This window comes from Streptomyces sp. NPDC051104 (assembly GCF_040682835.1).
Lineage (GTDB): Bacteria > Actinomycetota > Actinomycetes > Streptomycetales > Streptomycetaceae > Streptomyces > Streptomyces cynarae.
In genome coordinates this window covers 654,686-672,034 of the sequence record NZ_JBFBBS010000001.1, presented here as the reverse complement: position 1 = coordinate 672,034, position 17,349 = coordinate 654,686, and the positions used below count along the sequence as shown (strand labels likewise).

The following is a 17,349-nucleotide window of genomic DNA, read 5'->3' as shown; positions in this document are numbered from 1 at the left end:
GTCACCGGGCCGGAGGGCATTCCGCTCACCGGACCGGAGTTCCGTCCACAGGGCTGGAGGGGATTCCGCTCACCGGGCTGGAGGGGGATTCCGTCCACCGGGCCGGAGGGCATTCCGCTCACCGGACCGGAGTTCCGTCCACAGGGCTGGAGGGGATTCCGCTCACCGGGCTGGAGGGGGATTCCGTCCACAGGACCGGACGGGATCCCCTGCACCGGACCGGAGAAGACTCCGTCCACGGGCGCGGATGCGATACGGCCGGCCGGGAAGGTCAGCCGTTCGTCCCCAGTACCCCCCGCAGGTCCTTCGGTAGAAGGTCGTTGCAGGACTGCTTCGACGCCGTCGTCAAGGCGTCGTTGACGCACGTGTAGTAGTCCCGGTAAGCCAGCTGCGCCGCGAACGTGGTGGCCACCAGCGCCAGCGCCAGCGACGCCGTGACCAGACCGCTGATCGCTGCCGTGGTCTGGGGGCGGGCCGGGAGCGTCGAGTCGTTCGGGTCGGGGGTGCGGGGCTTCGCGCGCAGGGCGCTCACGCCCCAGTACAGCGACAGCGCGCCCAGCAGCAGCGCCACGTACTGCCAGCTGAACAGCGCGAAGAAGAACGCCCACATACCGCCCAGCAGTGCGTACCGCGCACGGCGCTGGACCGGGTCCCTGGGGTCCCAGCGCGATCCCGCACCGGGGCCGGCGGAGCCCGGACCCTCGGGGCCGCCCTGTCCGCCGGGGCCGCCCGGACTGCCCGGGCGCTCGCCGAAGCGGCCGCCCGTCGCGGCACCCGGCTGCCGGTCGCTCCACTGGCTGCCCCAGGGCGAACGTCCGCCTTCGCCGGAGCCGCCCTGCCCCTGGCCGGGGCGGCGCGGCTGCCAGGGCCGGTCCGGTGCCCCCTCCGGCGGTGGCGCGAACGGATTGTCGTCCGTCGGTGCCTCCTCGGGCCTCCCACCGTCCCCGCCGGAACCGCCGCCTGCGGACGGTGCCCCGTCGCTCTCCTGCGGCGGCACAGGCGAAGGGTGCCGCTCGCGCAGCAGCAGCGGAGGGAGTCGGAGACTGCGGTCCGGCATCAGGTGTGCGTCTTCCCCTTGGTGGTACGGGCGGGCGGTTCGTCCATGGAGCTCGCCGTGCGGCGGGCGCGCCCCGCGCAGGCGGTGCCGCGGGCGTCCCCCCTCACCCGGTCAACGTCCCGCGCAGGTGCGGCGTTCCCCCGCCCTGACCGCTTTCCGGGCCGCATCTCCGGGTGGCTCCTCCCCAGACGCTACCTTCCGGCCACGCCCCCGTCGCCCGGGGGCCTGCCGGTGTGCCGGTATCGTTGCTGACGGTCGGCCGCTTCGTAGACTTCCCCGTATCCCGGGGCGCGAAGCATTCGTACGACCGCACAAACGCTCTCCCGAGCGACCGCACGCATACTTCGCCGAGAAAGGGCCCCGCCGTGCCCGAGTCCGTGGCCGAGACCGTCACCGAGTCCGCGGCCAAGCGCCTGGTCGTCCTGGTCTCCGGTTCGGGCACCAACCTGCAGGCGCTTCTCGACGCCATCGCCGAGACAGGCCCCGCCGCCTACGGGGCCCAGGTCGTGGCCGTCGGCGCCGACCGCGACGGGATCGAGGGCCTCGCCCGCGCCGAGCGCGCCGGGCTGCCCACCTTCGTGTGCCGGGTGAAGGACTACGAGAGCCGGGACGCGTGGGACGCGGCCCTCACCGAGGCCGTCGCCTCCTATGAACCCGACCTCGTCGTCTCCGCCGGGTTCATGAAGATCGTGGGCAAGGAGTTCCTCGCCCGGTTCGGCGGGCGGTTCGTCAACACCCACCCCGCTCTCCTGCCCAGCTTTCCCGGAGCCCACGGTGTGCGTGACGCGCTCGCGTACGGCGCCAAGGTCACCGGTTGCACCGTCCACTTCGTCGACGACGGCGTCGACACCGGGCCGATCATCGCGCAGGGCGTGGTGGAGGTCCGGGACGAGGACGACGAGAGCGCCCTGCACGAGCGCATCAAGGAAGTCGAGCGAAGACTGCTCGTCGAGGTCGTGGGGCGGATCGCCCGCAACGGCTATCGCATTGAGGGACGAAAGGTAGTTATCCAGTGACCGCCGAGAGCACCAAGCGGCCCATCCGGCGCGCGCTCGTCAGCGTCTACGACAAGACCGGGCTCGAAGAGCTCGCCCGTGGCCTGCACGAGGCGGGCGTGGAGCTCGTCTCGACCGGTTCCACCGCCGGCCGTATCGCCGCCGCCGGCGTCCCCGTCACCAAGGTCGAGGAGCTGACCGGCTTCCCCGAGTGTCTGGACGGCCGGGTCAAGACCCTGCACCCCAAGGTCCACGCGGGCATCCTCGCCGACCTGCGCCTCCAGACCCACCGGCAGCAGCTCGCCGAGCTGGGCGTCGAGCCGTTCGACCTCGTCGTCGTCAACCTCTACCCGTTCCGCGAGACCGTCGCCTCGGGCGCCTCCCCCGACGAGTGCGTCGAGCAGATCGACATCGGCGGCCCCTCGATGGTCCGCGCCGCCGCCAAGAACCACCCGTCGGTGGCCGTGGTGACCAGCCCCGACCGGTACGCCGACGTCCTCGCCGCCGTCCGCGACGGCGGCTTCGACCTCACCGCCCGCAAGCGGCTCGCCGCCGAGGCCTTCCAGCACACCGCCGCCTACGACGTCGCCGTCGCCTCCTGGTTCGCGTCCTCGTACGCGCCCGTCGACGACTCGGTCTTCCCCGACTTCTTCGGCGCCACCTACGAGCGCCGCAACACCCTGCGCTACGGCGAGAACCCGCACCAGCCCGCCGCCCTCTACGTCGACACTGCATCCATCAGCGACTCCGTCGCGGGGGGCGGCCTGGCGGAGGCGGAGCAGCTGCACGGCAAGGAGATGTCGTACAACAACTACACGGACACGGACGCCGCGCGCCGTGCCGCGTACGACCACGCCGAGCCCTGCGTCGCCATCATCAAGCACGCCAACCCGTGCGGCATCGCGATCGGCGCGGACGTCGCCGAGGCGCACCGCAAGGCGCACGCCTGCGACCCCGTCTCCGCCTACGGCGGCGTCATCGCCGTGAACCGCCCGGTGAGCCGGGAGATGGCCGAGCAGGTCGCCGACATCTTCACCGAGGTCATCGTCGCGCCCGACTACGAGGAGGGCGCACTCGAGGCGCTCGCCAAGAAGAAGAACATCCGGGTGCTGAAGGCCCCGAACGCCCCCGAGAACCCGGCCGAGATCAAGCAGATCGACGGCGGTGCGCTGCTCCAGGTCACCGACCGCCTCCAGGCCGACGGCGACGACCCCGCCAACTGGACCCTGGCGTCGGGTGAGGCGCTGAGCGCCGAGGAGTTGAAGGAGCTCGCCTTCGCCTGGAAGGCCTGCCGCGCCGTCAAGTCCAACGCCATCCTGCTCGCCAAGGACGGTGCCTCCGTCGGCGTGGGCATGGGTCAGGTCAACCGGGTGGACTCCTGCAAGCTCGCGGTCGAGCGGGCGGGCGAGGAGCGGGCGCGCGGCTCGTACGCCGCCTCGGACGCCTTCTTCCCGTTCCCCGACGGCCCGGAGATCCTGATCGCCGCGGGCGTCAAGGCGATCGTGCAACCCGGCGGTTCGATCCGCGACGAGCAGGTCGTCGAGGCGGCCCGGAAGGCGGGCGTGACGATGTACTTCACGGGGACGCGGCACTTCTTCCACTGACACCGTGGTGCGGGGCCGACGGGCGCCATCGGGCGAACGCCGGCCCCGCCGCGGTACTTCACGCTCTGACGCGGGCTGCACCCGACACGCAAGGGCCGTGCCTTCCCCTGACGGGGCGAGGCACGGCCCTTGCGCGTCGTGACCGCGGTCAGTTCTGGACGACCATCGTGCCCGCGGCCTTGTCGTGCCAGCCCTGCTGGCGGCCGGACTTGTCCCAGAACGGGGACAGGTAGACCAGGAGCTGGCCGATACCGCAGGCGATGGAGCCGACCATCGGGATGATCCAGCGGATGAAGGACTTGCCCAGGCCCGGCTTCTGGCCCGTCTCGGCGTTCACCACGTACAGGCCGAGGGCCATCTTGCCCAGGGTGCGGCCCACCAGGCCGACCATCAGCCACTCGTAGAGCAGTCCGATGATCGCCAGGATGCCGATCACGGCGGTGAACTTGGCCACGAAGTCCGAGCTCGCGTTGTTGATGCAGGTGCTGTAGTCGGCGGCGTTCGGGTCGCAGTCCTTGGCCGCGCCGACGGCACCGGCGGCGCCCGCGACGGCGAGGATGGCGTAGATGACGCCGAAGACGACGCCGTCGATCAGGCGGGCGCCGAACCGGCGGCCCATCGAGGCGACCCGGGGAGCGGGGGCGCCGCCGCCCGCGTAGCCCGGCTGCTGCGGGTAGCCGTAGCCCCCCTGCGGCGGCACGCCCGGCGCCTGCGGGTAGCCGTAGCCCCCCTGCGGCGGCACGCCCGGCGCCTGCGGGTAGCCGTAGCCGGGCTGCTGACCCTGCTGGGGGTACTGCTGGCCCTGCTGGGGGTAGCCGTACCCCTGCTGGGGGTCCTGCGGCTGTCCGTAGGGGTTGTTGGGCGAGCCGAAACTCATGGCCGGTTTCCTCCGTTGACGCATGCGGGGACGGTGCGGATTGCGCGGAGGAACGTCACGAACCCAGCGGTTGCCCCCCGAACACGAACCGCAGCACTGCGCCGTTCATCGTTCTAGCAGCGGCGACAATTTGTCCAGTCGGCGGAAACATGTGTTGTGCAGTCGCAATGTGCGCGATCCTCCCGGTCCGGGCGCGCCCGCCGACGACCGTCCGAACCGGTTCCCACCCGGATTGGAACCGGGGCCGGGTCATCCGCGAGGATGGGACCATGACCGCCCAGATTCTCGATGGCAAGGCCACCGCAGCCGCGATCAAGTCCGATCTGACCGCCCGCGTGGCGGCGCTGAAGGAGAAGGGCGTCACGCCCGGCCTCGGCACGATCCTCGTCGGGGACGACCCCGGCAGCCGCAAGTACGTCGCGGGCAAGCACCGCGACTGCGCCGAGGTCGGCATCGCGTCGATCCAGCGTGAGCTGCCCGCGACGGCCACCCAGGAGGAGATCGAGGCGGTCGTCCGCGAGCTCAACGAGGACCCGGCCTGCACCGGCTACATCGTGCAGCTGCCGCTGCCCAGGGGCATCGACGAGAACCGGATCCTGGAGCTGATGGACCCGGCCAAGGACGCGGACGGCCTGCACCCGATGAACCTCGGCCGTCTCGTGCTGAACGAGCCGGCCCCACTGCCCTGCACCCCCAACGGCATCCTCACCCTGCTGCGCCGCCACGGCGTGGAGATCAAGGGCGCCGAGGTCGTGGTCGTCGGCCGGGGCGTGACCATCGGGCGCCCGATGCCGCTGCTGCTGACACGGCGCAGCGAGAACGCCACGGTCACCCAGTGCCACACCGGCACCCGTGACCTCTCGGCCCACCTCAAGCGCGCCGACATCATCGTCGCCGCGGCGGGCTCCGCCCACCTGATCCGGCCCGAGGACGTGAAGCCGGGCGCCGCCGTCCTCGACGTCGGTGTCTCGCGCAACGCCGAGGGGAAGATCGTCGGCGATGTCCACCCGGACGTGGCCGAGGTGGCCGGCTGGATCTCCCCGAACCCGGGCGGTGTCGGCCCGATGACCCGCGCCCAGCTCCTCGTCAACGTGGTCGAGGCGGCGGAGCGCAGTGTCGGCTGAGGCCAGGCCAGCGGGCGACCCCGAGAAGGGGGCCGCGGAGGAGCGGGAAGCCGACACCGAGCCGGTGGTGACGGACGCGGTCAGCGCCCCCGACGCGGACGGTGTGCCACGGCGCGTCACCCGGCGGTTTCCGCGGGTCACGCGGGACACCGCGCGGCCCGAGGGTGGCGGCGGGGCCGCGCCCCGTGACGCTCCCGCGCCCGCCCGGCAGTGGCCGGTCCTCGCCGTGCTGGCCGTCGTCGGCCTCGGGCTGCTGGTGACCGCGCTGGACGCGTTCCGCTTCGGCACGATCCTGATCGGCGTCGCGCTGCTGGGCGGCGCCGTGATGCGCTGGGCGCTGCCCGACGTGGGCATGCTCGCTGTGCGGTCCCGCTTCACGGACATGATCACGTACGGGGTCCTGGGCGTGGCCATCGTGCTGCTCGCGATGATGGCGCAGCCCCACCCGTGGCTGGAGATACCGTTCCTGGACGACACGCTGCACTTCACGGTCCGTACCTGAACGGGGCGTAGCCGAGCGGTTCGTAGCGAAGGGCCATCCTGAACGGGCCGTACAGGGACGGGCCGTACTGAACGGTCCCCCTTACCGAACAGAGTGCGTGTCCGACCTCGGGCGGCGCCCGGTCCCGACCCCCGTCCGGAACCGGGCGCCGAAAACACATTCATGTACATGCCGGAGCTGTTCAATACCTGACAGTTCGCTGTGGCACGGAAGTGACCGTTCCGCTACGGTGTCCGCGCCCCGCAACGGAACCGGCCTCGGCCCTGACGTCGTCAATCGAACGGAAACACGCTTTTTGACCGGGTGACGCGGAGGGGTGAGGGATGGGCGCCTGGCAGCGGCTGCCGGACGATCTGCCGCCGGAGGTACGGCACTTCGTGGAACAGCTGCGGCTCTTGAAGGACCGCACCGGGCTCAGCCTCGTCGCACTCGGCGCCCGCACCGCGTACAGCAAGTCCTCCTGGCAGCGCTACCTCAACGCCACCCAGCCGCCGCCCCGCCAGGCGGTCACGGCGCTGTGCCGGGTCGCGGGGCTCGAGGCGGAAGAGGCCGAACGTTTCGGTGTGCGCTGGGAGCTGGCGGTGCGCGCCTGGCCCCGGCAACCGGCTCCGGCGCCCGCACCGGCGGGGGGCCCGGCTACTGCTTCCGCCCCGGTGGGGGCTTCGGCCACCGCTCCCGCGTCGGTGGAAGGCTCGGCCACCGTGCTCACCCTGGCAGGAGCTCCGGCAACCGCTCCCGCCTCAGCGGGAGGTTCGGCAACCGCTCCCGCCTCCGCCGGAAGTCCGGCCACCGCCCCCGCCGGAGCTCCGGCGCCCGTCCCCGTCCCGGGGGAATACGAAGAGGAGCCGACGATTCCGTGGTGGGACCGGCTCGAGGAGGAGCCCGAGCCGCGGCCCGCCGGCCGCCGCCTCCTTCTCGCCGCGGTTCTCGGGCTGCTGGCGTTGCTCGTCGTCGCCGTCGTCGGCGCCGTGACCTTCGGGTCCTGACCTTCGGGTGAGGTGTTCGGAGTCTCCCGGAGTCTTCTGAGTCCCCCGTGACCCCCGTGTCCCCCGTGTCCCCCGTGTTCCCCGTGTTCCCCGTGTCCACTGAGGTCGCCGCTGTGTCCCCGTTGTGTCGATGTGTTGACAAGTTCGCGCATGGACCGCGAACTTCGCACATGGCCGCTAACGTGTCCGATCGGGACGGTCCGGGGCGTCCCGCGCGGTGAACAGGGCGTTCTGTTCGGCCGTACGAACAGGCGGTGGACACTGGTCCGGAGACCCACGGGGGCGTGCGACGGCGCTCGCTCCCGTCCGGCTGCCTCCGTGCGCCCCGCTCCGGGGACGGAAGCCCCGGCCGGGCGCGTCCGGCGTGGGTAGCCACAACGGGGACGGGGAGCGGGCACCACGCACGGGGGAACAACAGGATGTACCGGGGGAAGAGGGGGGAAGCAATGCCTCGCTGGAAGGCCTTGCCCGATGAACTCGATCCGCAGGTCAAGGAGTTCGCGGCACAGTTGCGGCGGCTCGTGGACCGCAGCGGCCTCAGCGTCTCCGCCGTGGCCGACCGCACCGGCTACAGCAAGACGTCCTGGGAGCGGTACCTGAACGGCCGGCTGCTCGCGCCGAAGGGCGCGATCGTCGCGCTGGCCGAGGTGACCGGCACCCATCCTGTCCATCTGACCACCATGTGGGAGCTGGCCGAACGGGCCTGGAGCCGGGCGGAGATGCGCCACGACAGAACCATGGAGGCCATCCGGATCTCCCAGGCGCGCGCCGCGCTCGGCGAGTTCGGGGCGGCCACCGAGAAACAGGGCCGCGGCGGCAGGGCGGCCCGCAGTGCCACGGTGGCGCCGGGCATCGCGGGCCCCGCGGGCGTGTCCCCGACGGTGCCGCCGCAGCCGACGCCCGAGCAGGCCCCGGACGCGGCGGGCGACTCCGGTGCGGTGCGCGGCGGTTCCGCGGGCGCCGGCTCGACGGGCGCCGGCTCGGCGGGTGGCAACTCCTGGGGACTCGCCGGGCTCAAGGGGCCGTCGGGAGCCCGCCGCAGCCCGGCCGCGGCACCCAAGTCCGGCGCACCGGCCCCTGCTCCCGCTCCCGCTCCCGCTCCGCCCCCCGCACCGGACGGGTCCGGGCCGCACGGACCGGCGCCGTCCGACGCCCGGCCGGACGACGGCGGCGGGTCCGGCACCGCGCGCCGCAAGCGCCGGCTGACCATGTTCGTGGCGGGCCTCGCCGGAGCGCTGCTGATGATCGCGGCGGCCTTCTACCTCGCCGACGGCAACGACGAGAAAGCCGCCGTCCCCAAGCCGTCCGCGGCCTCGCCGAGCCCGGACGCCGACCTGCCGCCCGGCGTCAAGTGCGCCGGCGCGAGCTGTACCGGCAAGGACCCGGAGACCATGGGCTGCGGTGGCACCCAGGCCACGACCAGCACTAGCGTCACCGTCGGCACCACCCTCGTCGAGGTCCGCCACAGCAGGACCTGCGGCGCCGCGTGGGCCCGTATCACCCGGGCGGCGCTGGGCGACACGGTCGAGGTGTCCGCGGCCGGGGCGACGAAGCAGACCGGCTCGGTCACCACGGCAGGGGACACCGACGCGTACACCCCGATGGTGGCGGTGAGGGGCGGGGCCGCGGCGAAGGCCTGCGTGACGCTGAAGTCGGGGCAGAAGGGGTGCACGAAGTAGCACGGCGGCGACAGCGAGGGGCGCGCGGACGGGTGCCGTGCGTCTCTCGCGCAAAAGAATCACGCCACGACAGGCATGAGCTTCTCGTCGCGGGGCAAGCGGACCGTACACCCCCACGGGAGTCCGGCAGCGCCGGAGGGCCGAAACTCCCTTCCGGTAGGACATCCCCCCACGGCGGCCGCCGCTCAGTCCCCCCTCATCGAGCAGGCGGCCGCCGCCTCATGAGGGTTGTGGGCCGGGCCACACGGGCCCGGCCGTGCGGGATACCGGATGCGCGATAGCCTGACGGCTGGATCTCTCTTGACGCCAAGAGATCGATCATTCGTACCGTGATCGATCATCGCGGCGGGCGCCGGCCACGAACCGGTGACGGGGATCCCGCACCCCGGGGCGACGACGCCCCACCGCCAGCTGTCATACGGAGAACGCCATGACCCGCACTCCCGTGAACGTCACCGTCACCGGCGCGGCCGGCCAGATCGGCTACGCACTGCTCTTCCGCATCGCCTCCGGCCAGCTGCTCGGCGCGGACGTGCCGGTCAAGCTCCGCCTTCTGGAGATCACCCCGGCGCTCAAGGCGGCCGAGGGCACGGCCATGGAGCTCGACGACTGCGCGTTCCCGCTGCTGCAGGGCATCGACATCACGGACGACCCGAACGTCGCCTTCGACGGCACGAACGTAGCCCTCCTCGTAGGCGCCCGCCCGCGCACCAAGGGCATGGAGCGCGGCGACCTGCTCTCGGCCAACGGCGGCATCTTCAAGCCGCAGGGCAAGGCCATCAACGACCACGCCGCGGACGACATCAAGGTCCTGGTCGTCGGCAACCCGGCCAACACCAACGCGCTGATCGCCCAGGCCGCCGCCCCGGACGTGCCGGCCGAGCGCTTCACCGCGATGACCCGCCTCGACCACAACCGCGCGATCACGCAGCTCGCGAAGAAGACGGGCACCACGGTCGCCGACATCAAGCGCCTGACCATCTGGGGCAACCACTCCGCCACCCAGTACCCGGACATCTTCCACGCCACGGTCGCCGGCAAGAACGCCGCCGAGGTCGTGAACGACGAGAAGTGGCTGGCCGAGGACTTCATCCCGACCGTCGCCAAGCGCGGCGCCGCCATCATCGAGGCCCGCGGCGCCTCGTCGGCCGCCTCCGCCGCCAACGCCGCCATCGACCACGTGTACACCTGGGTCAACGGCACCGCCGAGGGCGACTGGACCTCCATGGCCATCCCGTCGGACGGCTCCTACGGCGTCCCCGAGGGCCTGATCTCCTCCTTCCCGGTCACCACCAAGGACGGCAAGTACGAGATCGTCCAGGGCCTGGACATCAACGAGTTCTCCCGCGCCCGCATCGACGCCTCCGTCAAGGAGCTCGAGGAGGAGCGCGAGGCGGTCCGCGGCCTCGGCCTCATCTGACACGTCGGCGCCCCTCGCCACGGGCCCCGTTCCGGTTGCGTCCGGAGCGGGGCCCGTTCTTCGTGCCCGGGGCACCTGTCCTCTCCGTCAGCTCCGCGGCGGCTGCGGGACCCGTGAGATGTCGACCGTCTGGCCGGCGGGCGGGGTCGTCCTCGGTACCGGCACGTTGTAGCCCGTGAAGGTGAGGCTCAGATCCGTGTCCGGGCCCTTCTGGGCCGCCCGGTAGAGGCGGTGGTTCTTGCCCGTGGTGACGTACAGCGTCGAGGTGAAGCCGTTCACCTGGAAGGACAGGGGGACCACCTGGGTGCCGTTCAGGGTCGTCGCGAGGCCCTCCTTCAGGGAGGAGGGAGCGGAGACCTTCGCGACGTCCTGGATTTCACGGAGGTCGCAGGTGCTCGCGATGCCGGCCAGCAGGTTGCTGGACGTGGAGCCGTGGATGTAGCGGTTGCCGAACGTCGTGGCCAGGCCGACACCCCGCTTGCCGGGGTACTCCGCCTTCCAGAACGCCGCGTCCGGCTTCAGCCACACGTCGGTGCCCCGTTTGACGATCTGGACGGTGCCGCCGTGTCCACCGAGCGTCATGGTGCCGGCGCAGTTGCCGGCCCGGTCGAGGGCGAGGTCCATTGCCGTCGGCAGACGCTTGCTGGACCTCGCCGTCGCGCTGCGGTCCTCGTAGACGAGCCGCACCGATGTGGCGTTCCGCAGCCCCCGCTCCGCCTGCGCGGCCAGCTCCTGCGGGCTCTGGTTGCCTCCGGCCCGGGCGGGGGCGGCGGCGCTCGTCGGTGGAGAGAACAACATCGGGGGCAACAGCAGCGCCATAGACACGGCGCTCGTAGCGATCGCGAAGCCATGGGTTCGGGACATCACGTCACCTCCAGTGGCTCAGCGTACTTTTCACCCTTTTCGACCGCATTTTTAGTGACGCTCCGTACTTTCGGCTGCGGATCCCGCATGCATCGACAGGCCGGGGGCAGGTGCGCCGGGCTCCCGAAGGCACACCGGCGTGACACGGGGGCACCGCACAGGAACGGAAGGCAGTACCGATCATGGCCGGACAGCTGGCACGGCAGGCAGAGCAGACGATCCACGTGGCAGGGGAGTGGCGCACGGCCCTCTCCGGTGCCACGCGCGAGGTCCTCGACCCGGCGGATGCCACGCCGTTCGCGGTGGTCTCGGAGGGTGACGAGCGGGACGCCGACGCCGCGGTGGAGGCCGCGCGCCGCGCCTTCGACGAGGGGCCGTGGCCGCACGCGTCCGTCGCGGAGCGCGCCGCGCTGCTGCACCGCGTCGCCGATCTTCTCGTATGCGATCGCGAAGAGCTGGGCCTGCTGGAGAGCCGGGACGCAGGCAAGACCGTCGAGGAGGGCCGGGTCGACCTCGACTGCGTCGCCGACGCCTTCCGCTACTTCGCGAACCTGGTCGCCGGCGAGGGCACCGGCCGGGTCGTGGACGCCGGCTCACCGGACGTCCACAGGGTCGTCGTACACGAACCCGTCGGCGTGTGCACGTTGATCACCCCCTGGAACTACCCGCTCCTCCAGGCCAGCTGGAAGATCGCCCCCGCTCTCGCCGCCGGCAACACCTTCGTGGTCAAGCCGAGCGAGATCACCCCGATGACGACGATCGCGCTGATCGACCTGCTGGTCGAGGCCGGGCTGCCCGACGGGGTCGCGAACATCGTCACCGGCCCCGGGCACTCCGTCGGCGCCCGGCTCGCCGAGCACCCGGGCGTGGACCTCGTCTCCTTCACCGGCGGCCTGGTCAGCGGCACGAAGGTCGCGGAGGCCGCCGCCGCGGGCGTCAAGAAGATCGCCCTGGAGCTCGGTGCTGGAGGCGGTCGACTCCCTCGGCGCCACCGCACGGCAGCGCCTGCTGACCGCCCGTATCCCGCTCGCCCGCAAGGAGCTCCTGCTCGGCCTCAACCAGACGATCATGATGGCGCTGTCCATGGCGGTCATCGCCTCGGTGATCGGAGCCGGCGGCCTCGGCGACCGCGTCTACCAGGCGCTGGCGTCGGTCGACTTGGGCGCCGCGCTGGCCGCGGGCATCCCCATCGTCCTGCTGGCCGTCGTCCTGGACCGGGTGACCTCGGCGGCGGGCAACCGGATCGGGCAGGAGCAGCGCAGCGCGCGCCCCTGGGCCTACGCGGCCCTCGCCACCGTCGCCGTGGCCCTGGCCGCGCGCCTGGCGGGCCGCCTCGACCGGCCCACGGGCTGGACGGTGAACATCGCCGAGCCCGTCAACCGCGCCGTCGACTGGATGACCGCCCACCTGTACTCCGGCGTCCCGGTCGTCGGCGGCACCGCCGACTGGGCGGGCCGCTTCACCACCTGGGTCCTGGACCCGGTCCGCTCCGGTCTGCAATGGCTGCCCTGGTGGGCGGTGCTGCTGATCGTCGCCGCCCTGGCCTGGCTGATCGGCACCTGGCGCACCGCGCTGACCGCCGTCCTCGCGATGGCCGCGATCGGCGTGCTCGGTGTGTGGAAGCCGTCCCTCGACACGCTGTCGCAGGTGCTCGCCGCCGTCGCCGTCACCCTGGTGGTCGGCTTCGCGACCGGTATCGCGGCGGCCCGCAGCGACCGCTTCGAGCGGCTGCTGCGCCCGGTGCTGGACGTCTTCCAGACGATGCCGCAGTTCGTGTACCTGATCCCGGTCGTCGCGCTGTTCGGCGTCGGTCGTGCCCCCGCCGTGGCCGCCGCCGTCGTGTACGCCTTTCCGGCGGTCGTCCGGATCACCGCGCAGGGCCTGCGGCAGGTGGACCCGGCGGCGCTGGAGTCCGCCCGCTCGCTCGGCGCGACCAGCGGGCAGCAGCTGCGCCAGGTGCAGCTTCCGCTGGCCCGCCCGGCCCTGCTGCTCGCGGTCAACCAGGGCGTGGTGCTGGTGCTCGCCGTCGTCATCATCGGCGGCCTGGTCGGCGGCGGTGCGCTCGGTTACAACGTCGTCTTCGGCCTCGCCCAGGGCGACCTGGCGACCGGTCTGGTGGCCGGGATCGCGATCGTCTGCCTCGGTCTGATGCTCGACCGGGTGACCCAGCCGACCGAGCGACGCGCGACGAAGGGAGCGTGACATGACACTGAACCGCAGGACGACGCTGATCGCCGCCACGGCGGCCGCATGCTCGCTGCTCGCCGGCTGCGGCGCCGCCGACATGACCAAGCAGGCCTCGCCCTTCGCGAACGCCGGGGGCTCGAAGTCCGTGACCCTTTCCGTGCAGTCCTGGGTGGGCGCCCAGGCCGACGTGGCCGTGGCGCAGTACGTCCTGGAGCACAAGCTCGGCTACCGCGTCGACACCGTCCAGGTCGACGAGGTGCCCGCCTGGGACGCGCTCAGCCAGGGCCGGGTCGACGCGATCCTGGAGGACTGGGGCCACCCGGACCAGGAGAAGCGGTACGTCGAGGACAAGAAGACGATCACCCGCGGCGGCGGCCTCGGGGTCACCGGTCACATCGGCTGGTTCGTGCCGACGTACCTGGCCAAGCAGCACCCGGACATCACCGACTGGAACAACCTGAACAAGTACGCCTCCCTGTTCCGTACGGCGGAGAGCGGCGGCAAGGGCCAGCTGATGGACGGCTCGCCGTCGTACGTCACCAACGACAAGGCGCTGGTGCAGAACCTGAAGCTGGACTACCAGGTGGTCTTCGCGGGTTCGGAGGCGGCGCAGATCACGCAGATGAGGCAGTTCGCGAAGGAGAAGAAGCCCTTCCTGACGTACTGGTACGAACCCCAGTGGCTGTTCAAGAAGGTCCCCATGACGGAGGTGAAGCTGCCGCCGTACAAGGAGGGCTGCGACGCGGATCCGGCCAAGGTCGCCTGCGCGTACCCGCACACGCCGCTGCAGAAGTATCTCAACGCCGACTTCGCGAAGAAGGACGGCAAGGCGGCGCGATTCCTGGAGAAGTTCAACTGGACGACGGAGGACCAGAACGAGGTCGCCCTGATGATCGCCGATCAGAAGCTGACTCCGGACGAGGCGGCGAAGAAGTGGGTGGCCACGAGTCCACCTGGAAGGCGTGGCTGCCTGGGTAGTGCGACGCCGGGTGCCTCGCAGCCGCGCGGCACCCGGGTTTCACAGGCACAGGTAGCGACTGACGGCGTGCTCGACCTCGGCCATCTCGTCAGGGTCGAGGTAGCGCACCGGGTCGCCGCCGCCGTTGCGCGGAACGTGTCGACTTTGCGCACCACTCCATGCTCCCCGCAGGGCCCCGCCCGGAACACGCGGGCCGTGAGAGCCGTCACTTGTACTGGCCGGGCCGGTAGTGCCCCGGCACCGAACGCGTCGTCACGCCGAACCGGTTCCACGCGTTGATCACCACGATCGCGGCGATCAGCTGCGCCAGCTCGGCCTCCTCGAAGTGCTTGGCGGCCTTCTCGTACACCTCGTCCGGCACGAACCCGTCCGTCAGCACGGTCACCGCATCGGTCAGCTCCAGCGCCGCCACCTCCTTCTCGGTGTAGAAGTGCCGCGACTCCTCCCAGGCGCTGAGCTGGACGATCCGCTCCACGCTCTCGCCCGCCGCGAGCGCGTCCTTGGTGTGCATGTCGAGGCAGAACGCGCAGTGGTTGAGCTGCGAGGCGCGGATCTTCACCAGCTCGCGCAGCTTCGGGTCCAGGCCCTGCCCGGCGGCCGCGTCGAGCCGGACCATCGTCCTGTAGACCTCGGGGGCGCGCTTGGCCCAGTTCATGCGGGCGGTGTGCTCGGGGGCGTACTCAACGGTGGTGGTGTTCTCGTTCGTCGTCATGCTTCGACCCTAGGAGCGAAGCAGCCCAGGAGTATGGTCCATTTCCATGGGGAAAACGTGGGCCACTCTGGGCATCGACCTGCATCTGGAGCCGACCGGCCCGGGACTGCGCCGGGGCCTGACCGACGCCCTGCGCGACGCGGTCCGCACCGGCCGCCTGGCGCCCGGCACCCGGCTGCCGTCCTCCCGCTCGCTCGCCGCCGACCTGAGCATCGCCCGCAACACGGTCGCCGACGCCTACGCCGATCTCGTCGCCGAGGGCTGGCTCACCGCGCGCCAGGGCTCGGGCACCCGGGTGGCCGAGGGCGCGGTGGCCGGGCCACCCGAACGGCCCGCCCCGCACCCGCCCGAGCGCGGCCGCCTCCCCTACGACCTGACGCCGGGCACCCCGGATCTCGCCTCGTTCCCGCGCACCGCATGGCTCAAGGCCGCCCGCCGCGCCCTCGCCACCGCCCCGCACGACGCCCTCGGCTACGGCGATCCCCGCGGCCGTGTGGAACTGCGCACCGCGCTCGCGGGCTACCTCTCCCGGGTCCGGGGTGTGCGAGCCGACCCGGAGCGGATCGTGGTCTGCTCCGGCTTCGCGCAGGGCCTGAAGCTCCTCGGCGAGGTGCTGCGGGACCGTGGGGCGGGCTCGGTGGCCGTGGAGTCGTACGGCCTGTTCGTGCACTGGAACATCCTTCAGCGGGCCGGGCTGCGCACGGTGCCGCTGCCCTTCGACGACCTCGGCACGCGGACGGAGGACCCGACCGGCATACCGGCGGTGCTGCTGAACCCCGCACACCAGTTCCCCCTCGGCGGCGCCCTGCGCCCGGGGCGCCGGGCCGCGGTGGTCGACTGGGCCCGTCGCACGGGTGGCCTCGTCCTGGAGGACGACTACGACGGCGAGTTCCGCTACGACCGCCAGCCCGTGGGCGCGCTGCAGGACCTCGACCCCGATCACGTGGTGTACCTGGGCACCGCCAGCAAGTCCCTCGCCCCCGGGCTGCGCCTGGGCTGGATGGTCCTGCCCGCGTCCCTGCTCCCGGAGGTGCTGGCCGCCCAGCGGGCCGGCGGCTGGGCCACCGGTGTCCTGGAACAGCTCACCCTCGCGGAGTTCCTCACCTCGGGCGCCTACGACCGCCACGTCCGCGCCGCCCGCCTGCGCTACCGCCGCCGCCGTGACGCCCTGGTCGCCGCGCTCGCGTCGCGCGCCCCGGAGGTACGCGTCCGGGGCATCTCGGCCGGCCTGCACGCGGTGCTGCAACTGCCCCCGGGCACGGAGGCGTCGGTGATCAGGGCGGCCACCTGGCAGGGCCTGTCACTGCAGGGTCTGTCGGCCTACCGCCACCCGTCCGCCACCACACGGCCACTGGACGCCCTGGTGGTGGGCTACGGAACACCACCGGACCACGCGTGGTCGGGGGCGCTGGAGGCGCTGTGCCGTGCGTTGCCCTAGGGTCTTTCGTTCGGGTCAGACCGGATCAGGGTGCGTGCCAGGCCCCGCGAGCCCGGCATGATGCAAACGAGAGGCCCTAGGCAGCCTATGCGGCCTCCGTCGGCGTCTCCCCGAACCGGGCCAGCGCCAGCGCACCCGCCACCGCCACCGCGAAGCCCAGGACCGCCAACCAGCTCAGCCCCTCCCGCGTGCGGTCGCCCAGCCACACGACGCCCACCGCCGCCGGCCCCACCGTCTCGCCGACCACCATGCCCGCCGTCGCGACCGTCACCGACCCCCGCTCCAGCGCCGTCGTCAGCAGCACGAACGCCGCCCCGCCGCCCACCACCAGCGCATACGTCGCCGGATTTGCGAGCAGCCCCAACGGCGCCAGCGAGTCGATCAGCCGCACCGCCACCTCGACCACCCCGAACCCGAACCCGGCGCCCAGCCCCAGCACCAGCGCACGCCCCCGCCCCGGCAACCGCCCCCCGGCCAGCCCGAGCACCAGCACGCACACCGCCGCCGCCAGCATCGCGTACCGGAGCCCCGCCGACCCGCCCCGGTCGCCCTCGGCCCCGGACGCCAGCCCCAGCATGGCGAGCCCGGCGCACACCACCGCCACCGCGCCCCACTCGCTCCCGGTCAGCCGTACCCGCAGCAGCCGCGCCGCGACCACCGCCGTCACCGCCAGGCTGGACGCGAGCGCCGCGCCCACCGCGTAGATCGGGATCGACCGCAGCGCCGCGATCTGGAACAGGAACCCGAGCCCGTCCAGCGCGAGCCCCGCGAGATACCGCCACTGCCGCACCGCCCGCAGCAGCAGCGCCGCGTCCCCGCCACCGCCCGTGCCCGCCGCCCGCGCCGCGACCGCCTGGAAGACCGTCGCCGTACCGAAACACACCGCCGCGCCCAGCGCGCACACCATTCCCACAAGCACAGAGCG

13 protein-coding genes and 3 pseudogenes are annotated in these 17,349 nt (G+C 72.3%); 11 read left to right on the top strand and 5 right to left on the bottom strand.

The genetic code is table 11. The features are described 5' to 3' along the window. Nucleotides 1-271: 271 nt before the first annotated feature. The gene (locus AB0N14_RS03290) at nucleotides 272-1,057 is read right to left on the bottom strand and encodes a hypothetical protein (protein ID WP_366024014.1); all 786 of its coding nucleotides are present in this window, start codon (nucleotides 1,055-1,057) and stop codon (nucleotides 272-274) included. 365 nt (nucleotides 1,058-1,422) lie between these two features. On the opposite strand from AB0N14_RS03290, the gene purN reads away from it, so the two are divergent. Continuing rightward, nucleotides 1,423-2,073 (top strand): phosphoribosylglycinamide formyltransferase, encoded by a 651-nt coding sequence (purN, locus tag AB0N14_RS03285; protein ID WP_366024013.1) that lies wholly within the window; start codon nucleotides 1,423-1,425, stop codon nucleotides 2,071-2,073. Continuing rightward, nucleotides 2,070-3,656, top strand: coding sequence for a bifunctional phosphoribosylaminoimidazolecarboxamide formyltransferase/IMP cyclohydrolase (purH, locus tag AB0N14_RS03280; RefSeq protein ID WP_366024012.1), 1,587 nt, complete (start codon nucleotides 2,070-2,072; stop codon nucleotides 3,654-3,656). Before purN ends, purH begins: the two co-directional genes overlap by 4 nt. Before the next feature lie 148 nt (nucleotides 3,657-3,804). On the opposite strand, the gene AB0N14_RS03275 is transcribed toward purH, so the two are convergent. Continuing rightward, nucleotides 3,805-4,533: an RDD family protein gene (locus AB0N14_RS03275; RefSeq protein ID WP_366024011.1), complete on the bottom strand. Its 729-nt coding sequence runs from the start codon at nucleotides 4,531-4,533 to the stop codon at nucleotides 3,805-3,807. A 269-nt stretch (nucleotides 4,534-4,802) separates the two neighbouring features. On the opposite strand from AB0N14_RS03275, the gene AB0N14_RS03270 reads away from it, so the two are divergent. The 5 genes from AB0N14_RS03270 to AB0N14_RS03250 all read left to right on the top strand — a co-directional run bounded on the left by AB0N14_RS03270 (nucleotide 4,803) and on the right by AB0N14_RS03250 (nucleotide 10,244). Beyond that, nucleotides 4,803-5,657: a bifunctional methylenetetrahydrofolate dehydrogenase/methenyltetrahydrofolate cyclohydrolase gene (locus AB0N14_RS03270; protein ID WP_366024010.1), complete on the top strand. Its 855-nt coding sequence runs from the start codon at nucleotides 4,803-4,805 to the stop codon at nucleotides 5,655-5,657. Continuing rightward, the gene (locus AB0N14_RS03265) at nucleotides 5,647-6,159 is read left to right on the top strand and encodes a DUF3017 domain-containing protein (RefSeq protein ID WP_366024009.1); all 513 of its coding nucleotides are present in this window, start codon (nucleotides 5,647-5,649) and stop codon (nucleotides 6,157-6,159) included. Before AB0N14_RS03270 ends, AB0N14_RS03265 begins: the two co-directional genes overlap by 11 nt. 323 nt (nucleotides 6,160-6,482) lie before the next feature. Further along, nucleotides 6,483-7,145, top strand: coding sequence for a helix-turn-helix transcriptional regulator (locus AB0N14_RS03260; protein ID WP_366024008.1), 663 nt, complete (start codon nucleotides 6,483-6,485; stop codon nucleotides 7,143-7,145). 446 nt (nucleotides 7,146-7,591) lie between these two features. Further along, the gene (locus AB0N14_RS03255) at nucleotides 7,592-8,824 is read left to right on the top strand and encodes a DUF2690 domain-containing protein (RefSeq protein WP_366024007.1); all 1,233 of its coding nucleotides are present in this window, start codon (nucleotides 7,592-7,594) and stop codon (nucleotides 8,822-8,824) included. A gap of 430 nt (nucleotides 8,825-9,254) precedes the next feature. Then, nucleotides 9,255-10,244, top strand: coding sequence for a malate dehydrogenase (locus AB0N14_RS03250; RefSeq protein WP_366024006.1), 990 nt, complete (start codon nucleotides 9,255-9,257; stop codon nucleotides 10,242-10,244). Between the two features lie 87 nt (nucleotides 10,245-10,331). Here the strand turns inward: AB0N14_RS03250 and AB0N14_RS03245 are convergent, their stop codons facing one another. After that, on the bottom strand, nucleotides 10,332-11,108 hold the full coding sequence (locus AB0N14_RS03245) for a hypothetical protein (protein ID WP_366024005.1): 777 nt from the start codon (nucleotides 11,106-11,108) through the stop codon (nucleotides 10,332-10,334). Between the two features lie 182 nt (nucleotides 11,109-11,290). Between AB0N14_RS03245 and AB0N14_RS03240 the strand changes: the two are divergent. The 3 pseudogenes from AB0N14_RS03240 to AB0N14_RS03230 form a co-directional block, all read left to right on the top strand. Further along, a pseudogene (locus AB0N14_RS03240) lies at nucleotides 11,291-12,091 on the top strand (aldehyde dehydrogenase family protein); the annotation flags it as partial. After that, nucleotides 12,069-13,310: pseudogene (locus AB0N14_RS03235) on the top strand (ABC transporter permease subunit); the annotation flags it as partial. The pseudogenes AB0N14_RS03240 and AB0N14_RS03235, both read left to right, overlap by 23 nt. Nucleotides 13,311-13,392: 82 nt before the next feature. Next, nucleotides 13,393-14,273 (top strand): annotated as a pseudogene (locus tag AB0N14_RS03230) (ABC transporter substrate-binding protein). Between the two features lie 206 nt (nucleotides 14,274-14,479). Here AB0N14_RS03230 and AB0N14_RS03225 read toward each other — a convergent pair. Then, complete coding sequence (locus AB0N14_RS03225) at nucleotides 14,480-14,986, bottom strand: carboxymuconolactone decarboxylase family protein (RefSeq protein WP_366024004.1); 507 nt, start codon at nucleotides 14,984-14,986, stop codon at nucleotides 14,480-14,482. 46 nt (nucleotides 14,987-15,032) lie between these two features. Here AB0N14_RS03225 and AB0N14_RS03220 point away from each other — a divergent pair, with 46 nt between their 5' ends. Further along, a complete protein-coding gene (locus AB0N14_RS03220; RefSeq protein WP_366024003.1) occupies nucleotides 15,033-16,424 on the top strand; it encodes a PLP-dependent aminotransferase family protein in 1,392 nt (463 codons plus the stop codon). An 85-nt stretch (nucleotides 16,425-16,509) separates the two neighbouring features. Here the strand turns inward: AB0N14_RS03220 and AB0N14_RS03215 are convergent, their stop codons facing one another. Beyond that, nucleotides 16,510-17,331: a hypothetical protein gene (locus AB0N14_RS03215; RefSeq protein WP_366024247.1), complete on the bottom strand. Its 822-nt coding sequence runs from the start codon at nucleotides 17,329-17,331 to the stop codon at nucleotides 16,510-16,512. Between the last annotated feature and the right edge of the window lie 18 nt (nucleotides 17,332-17,349).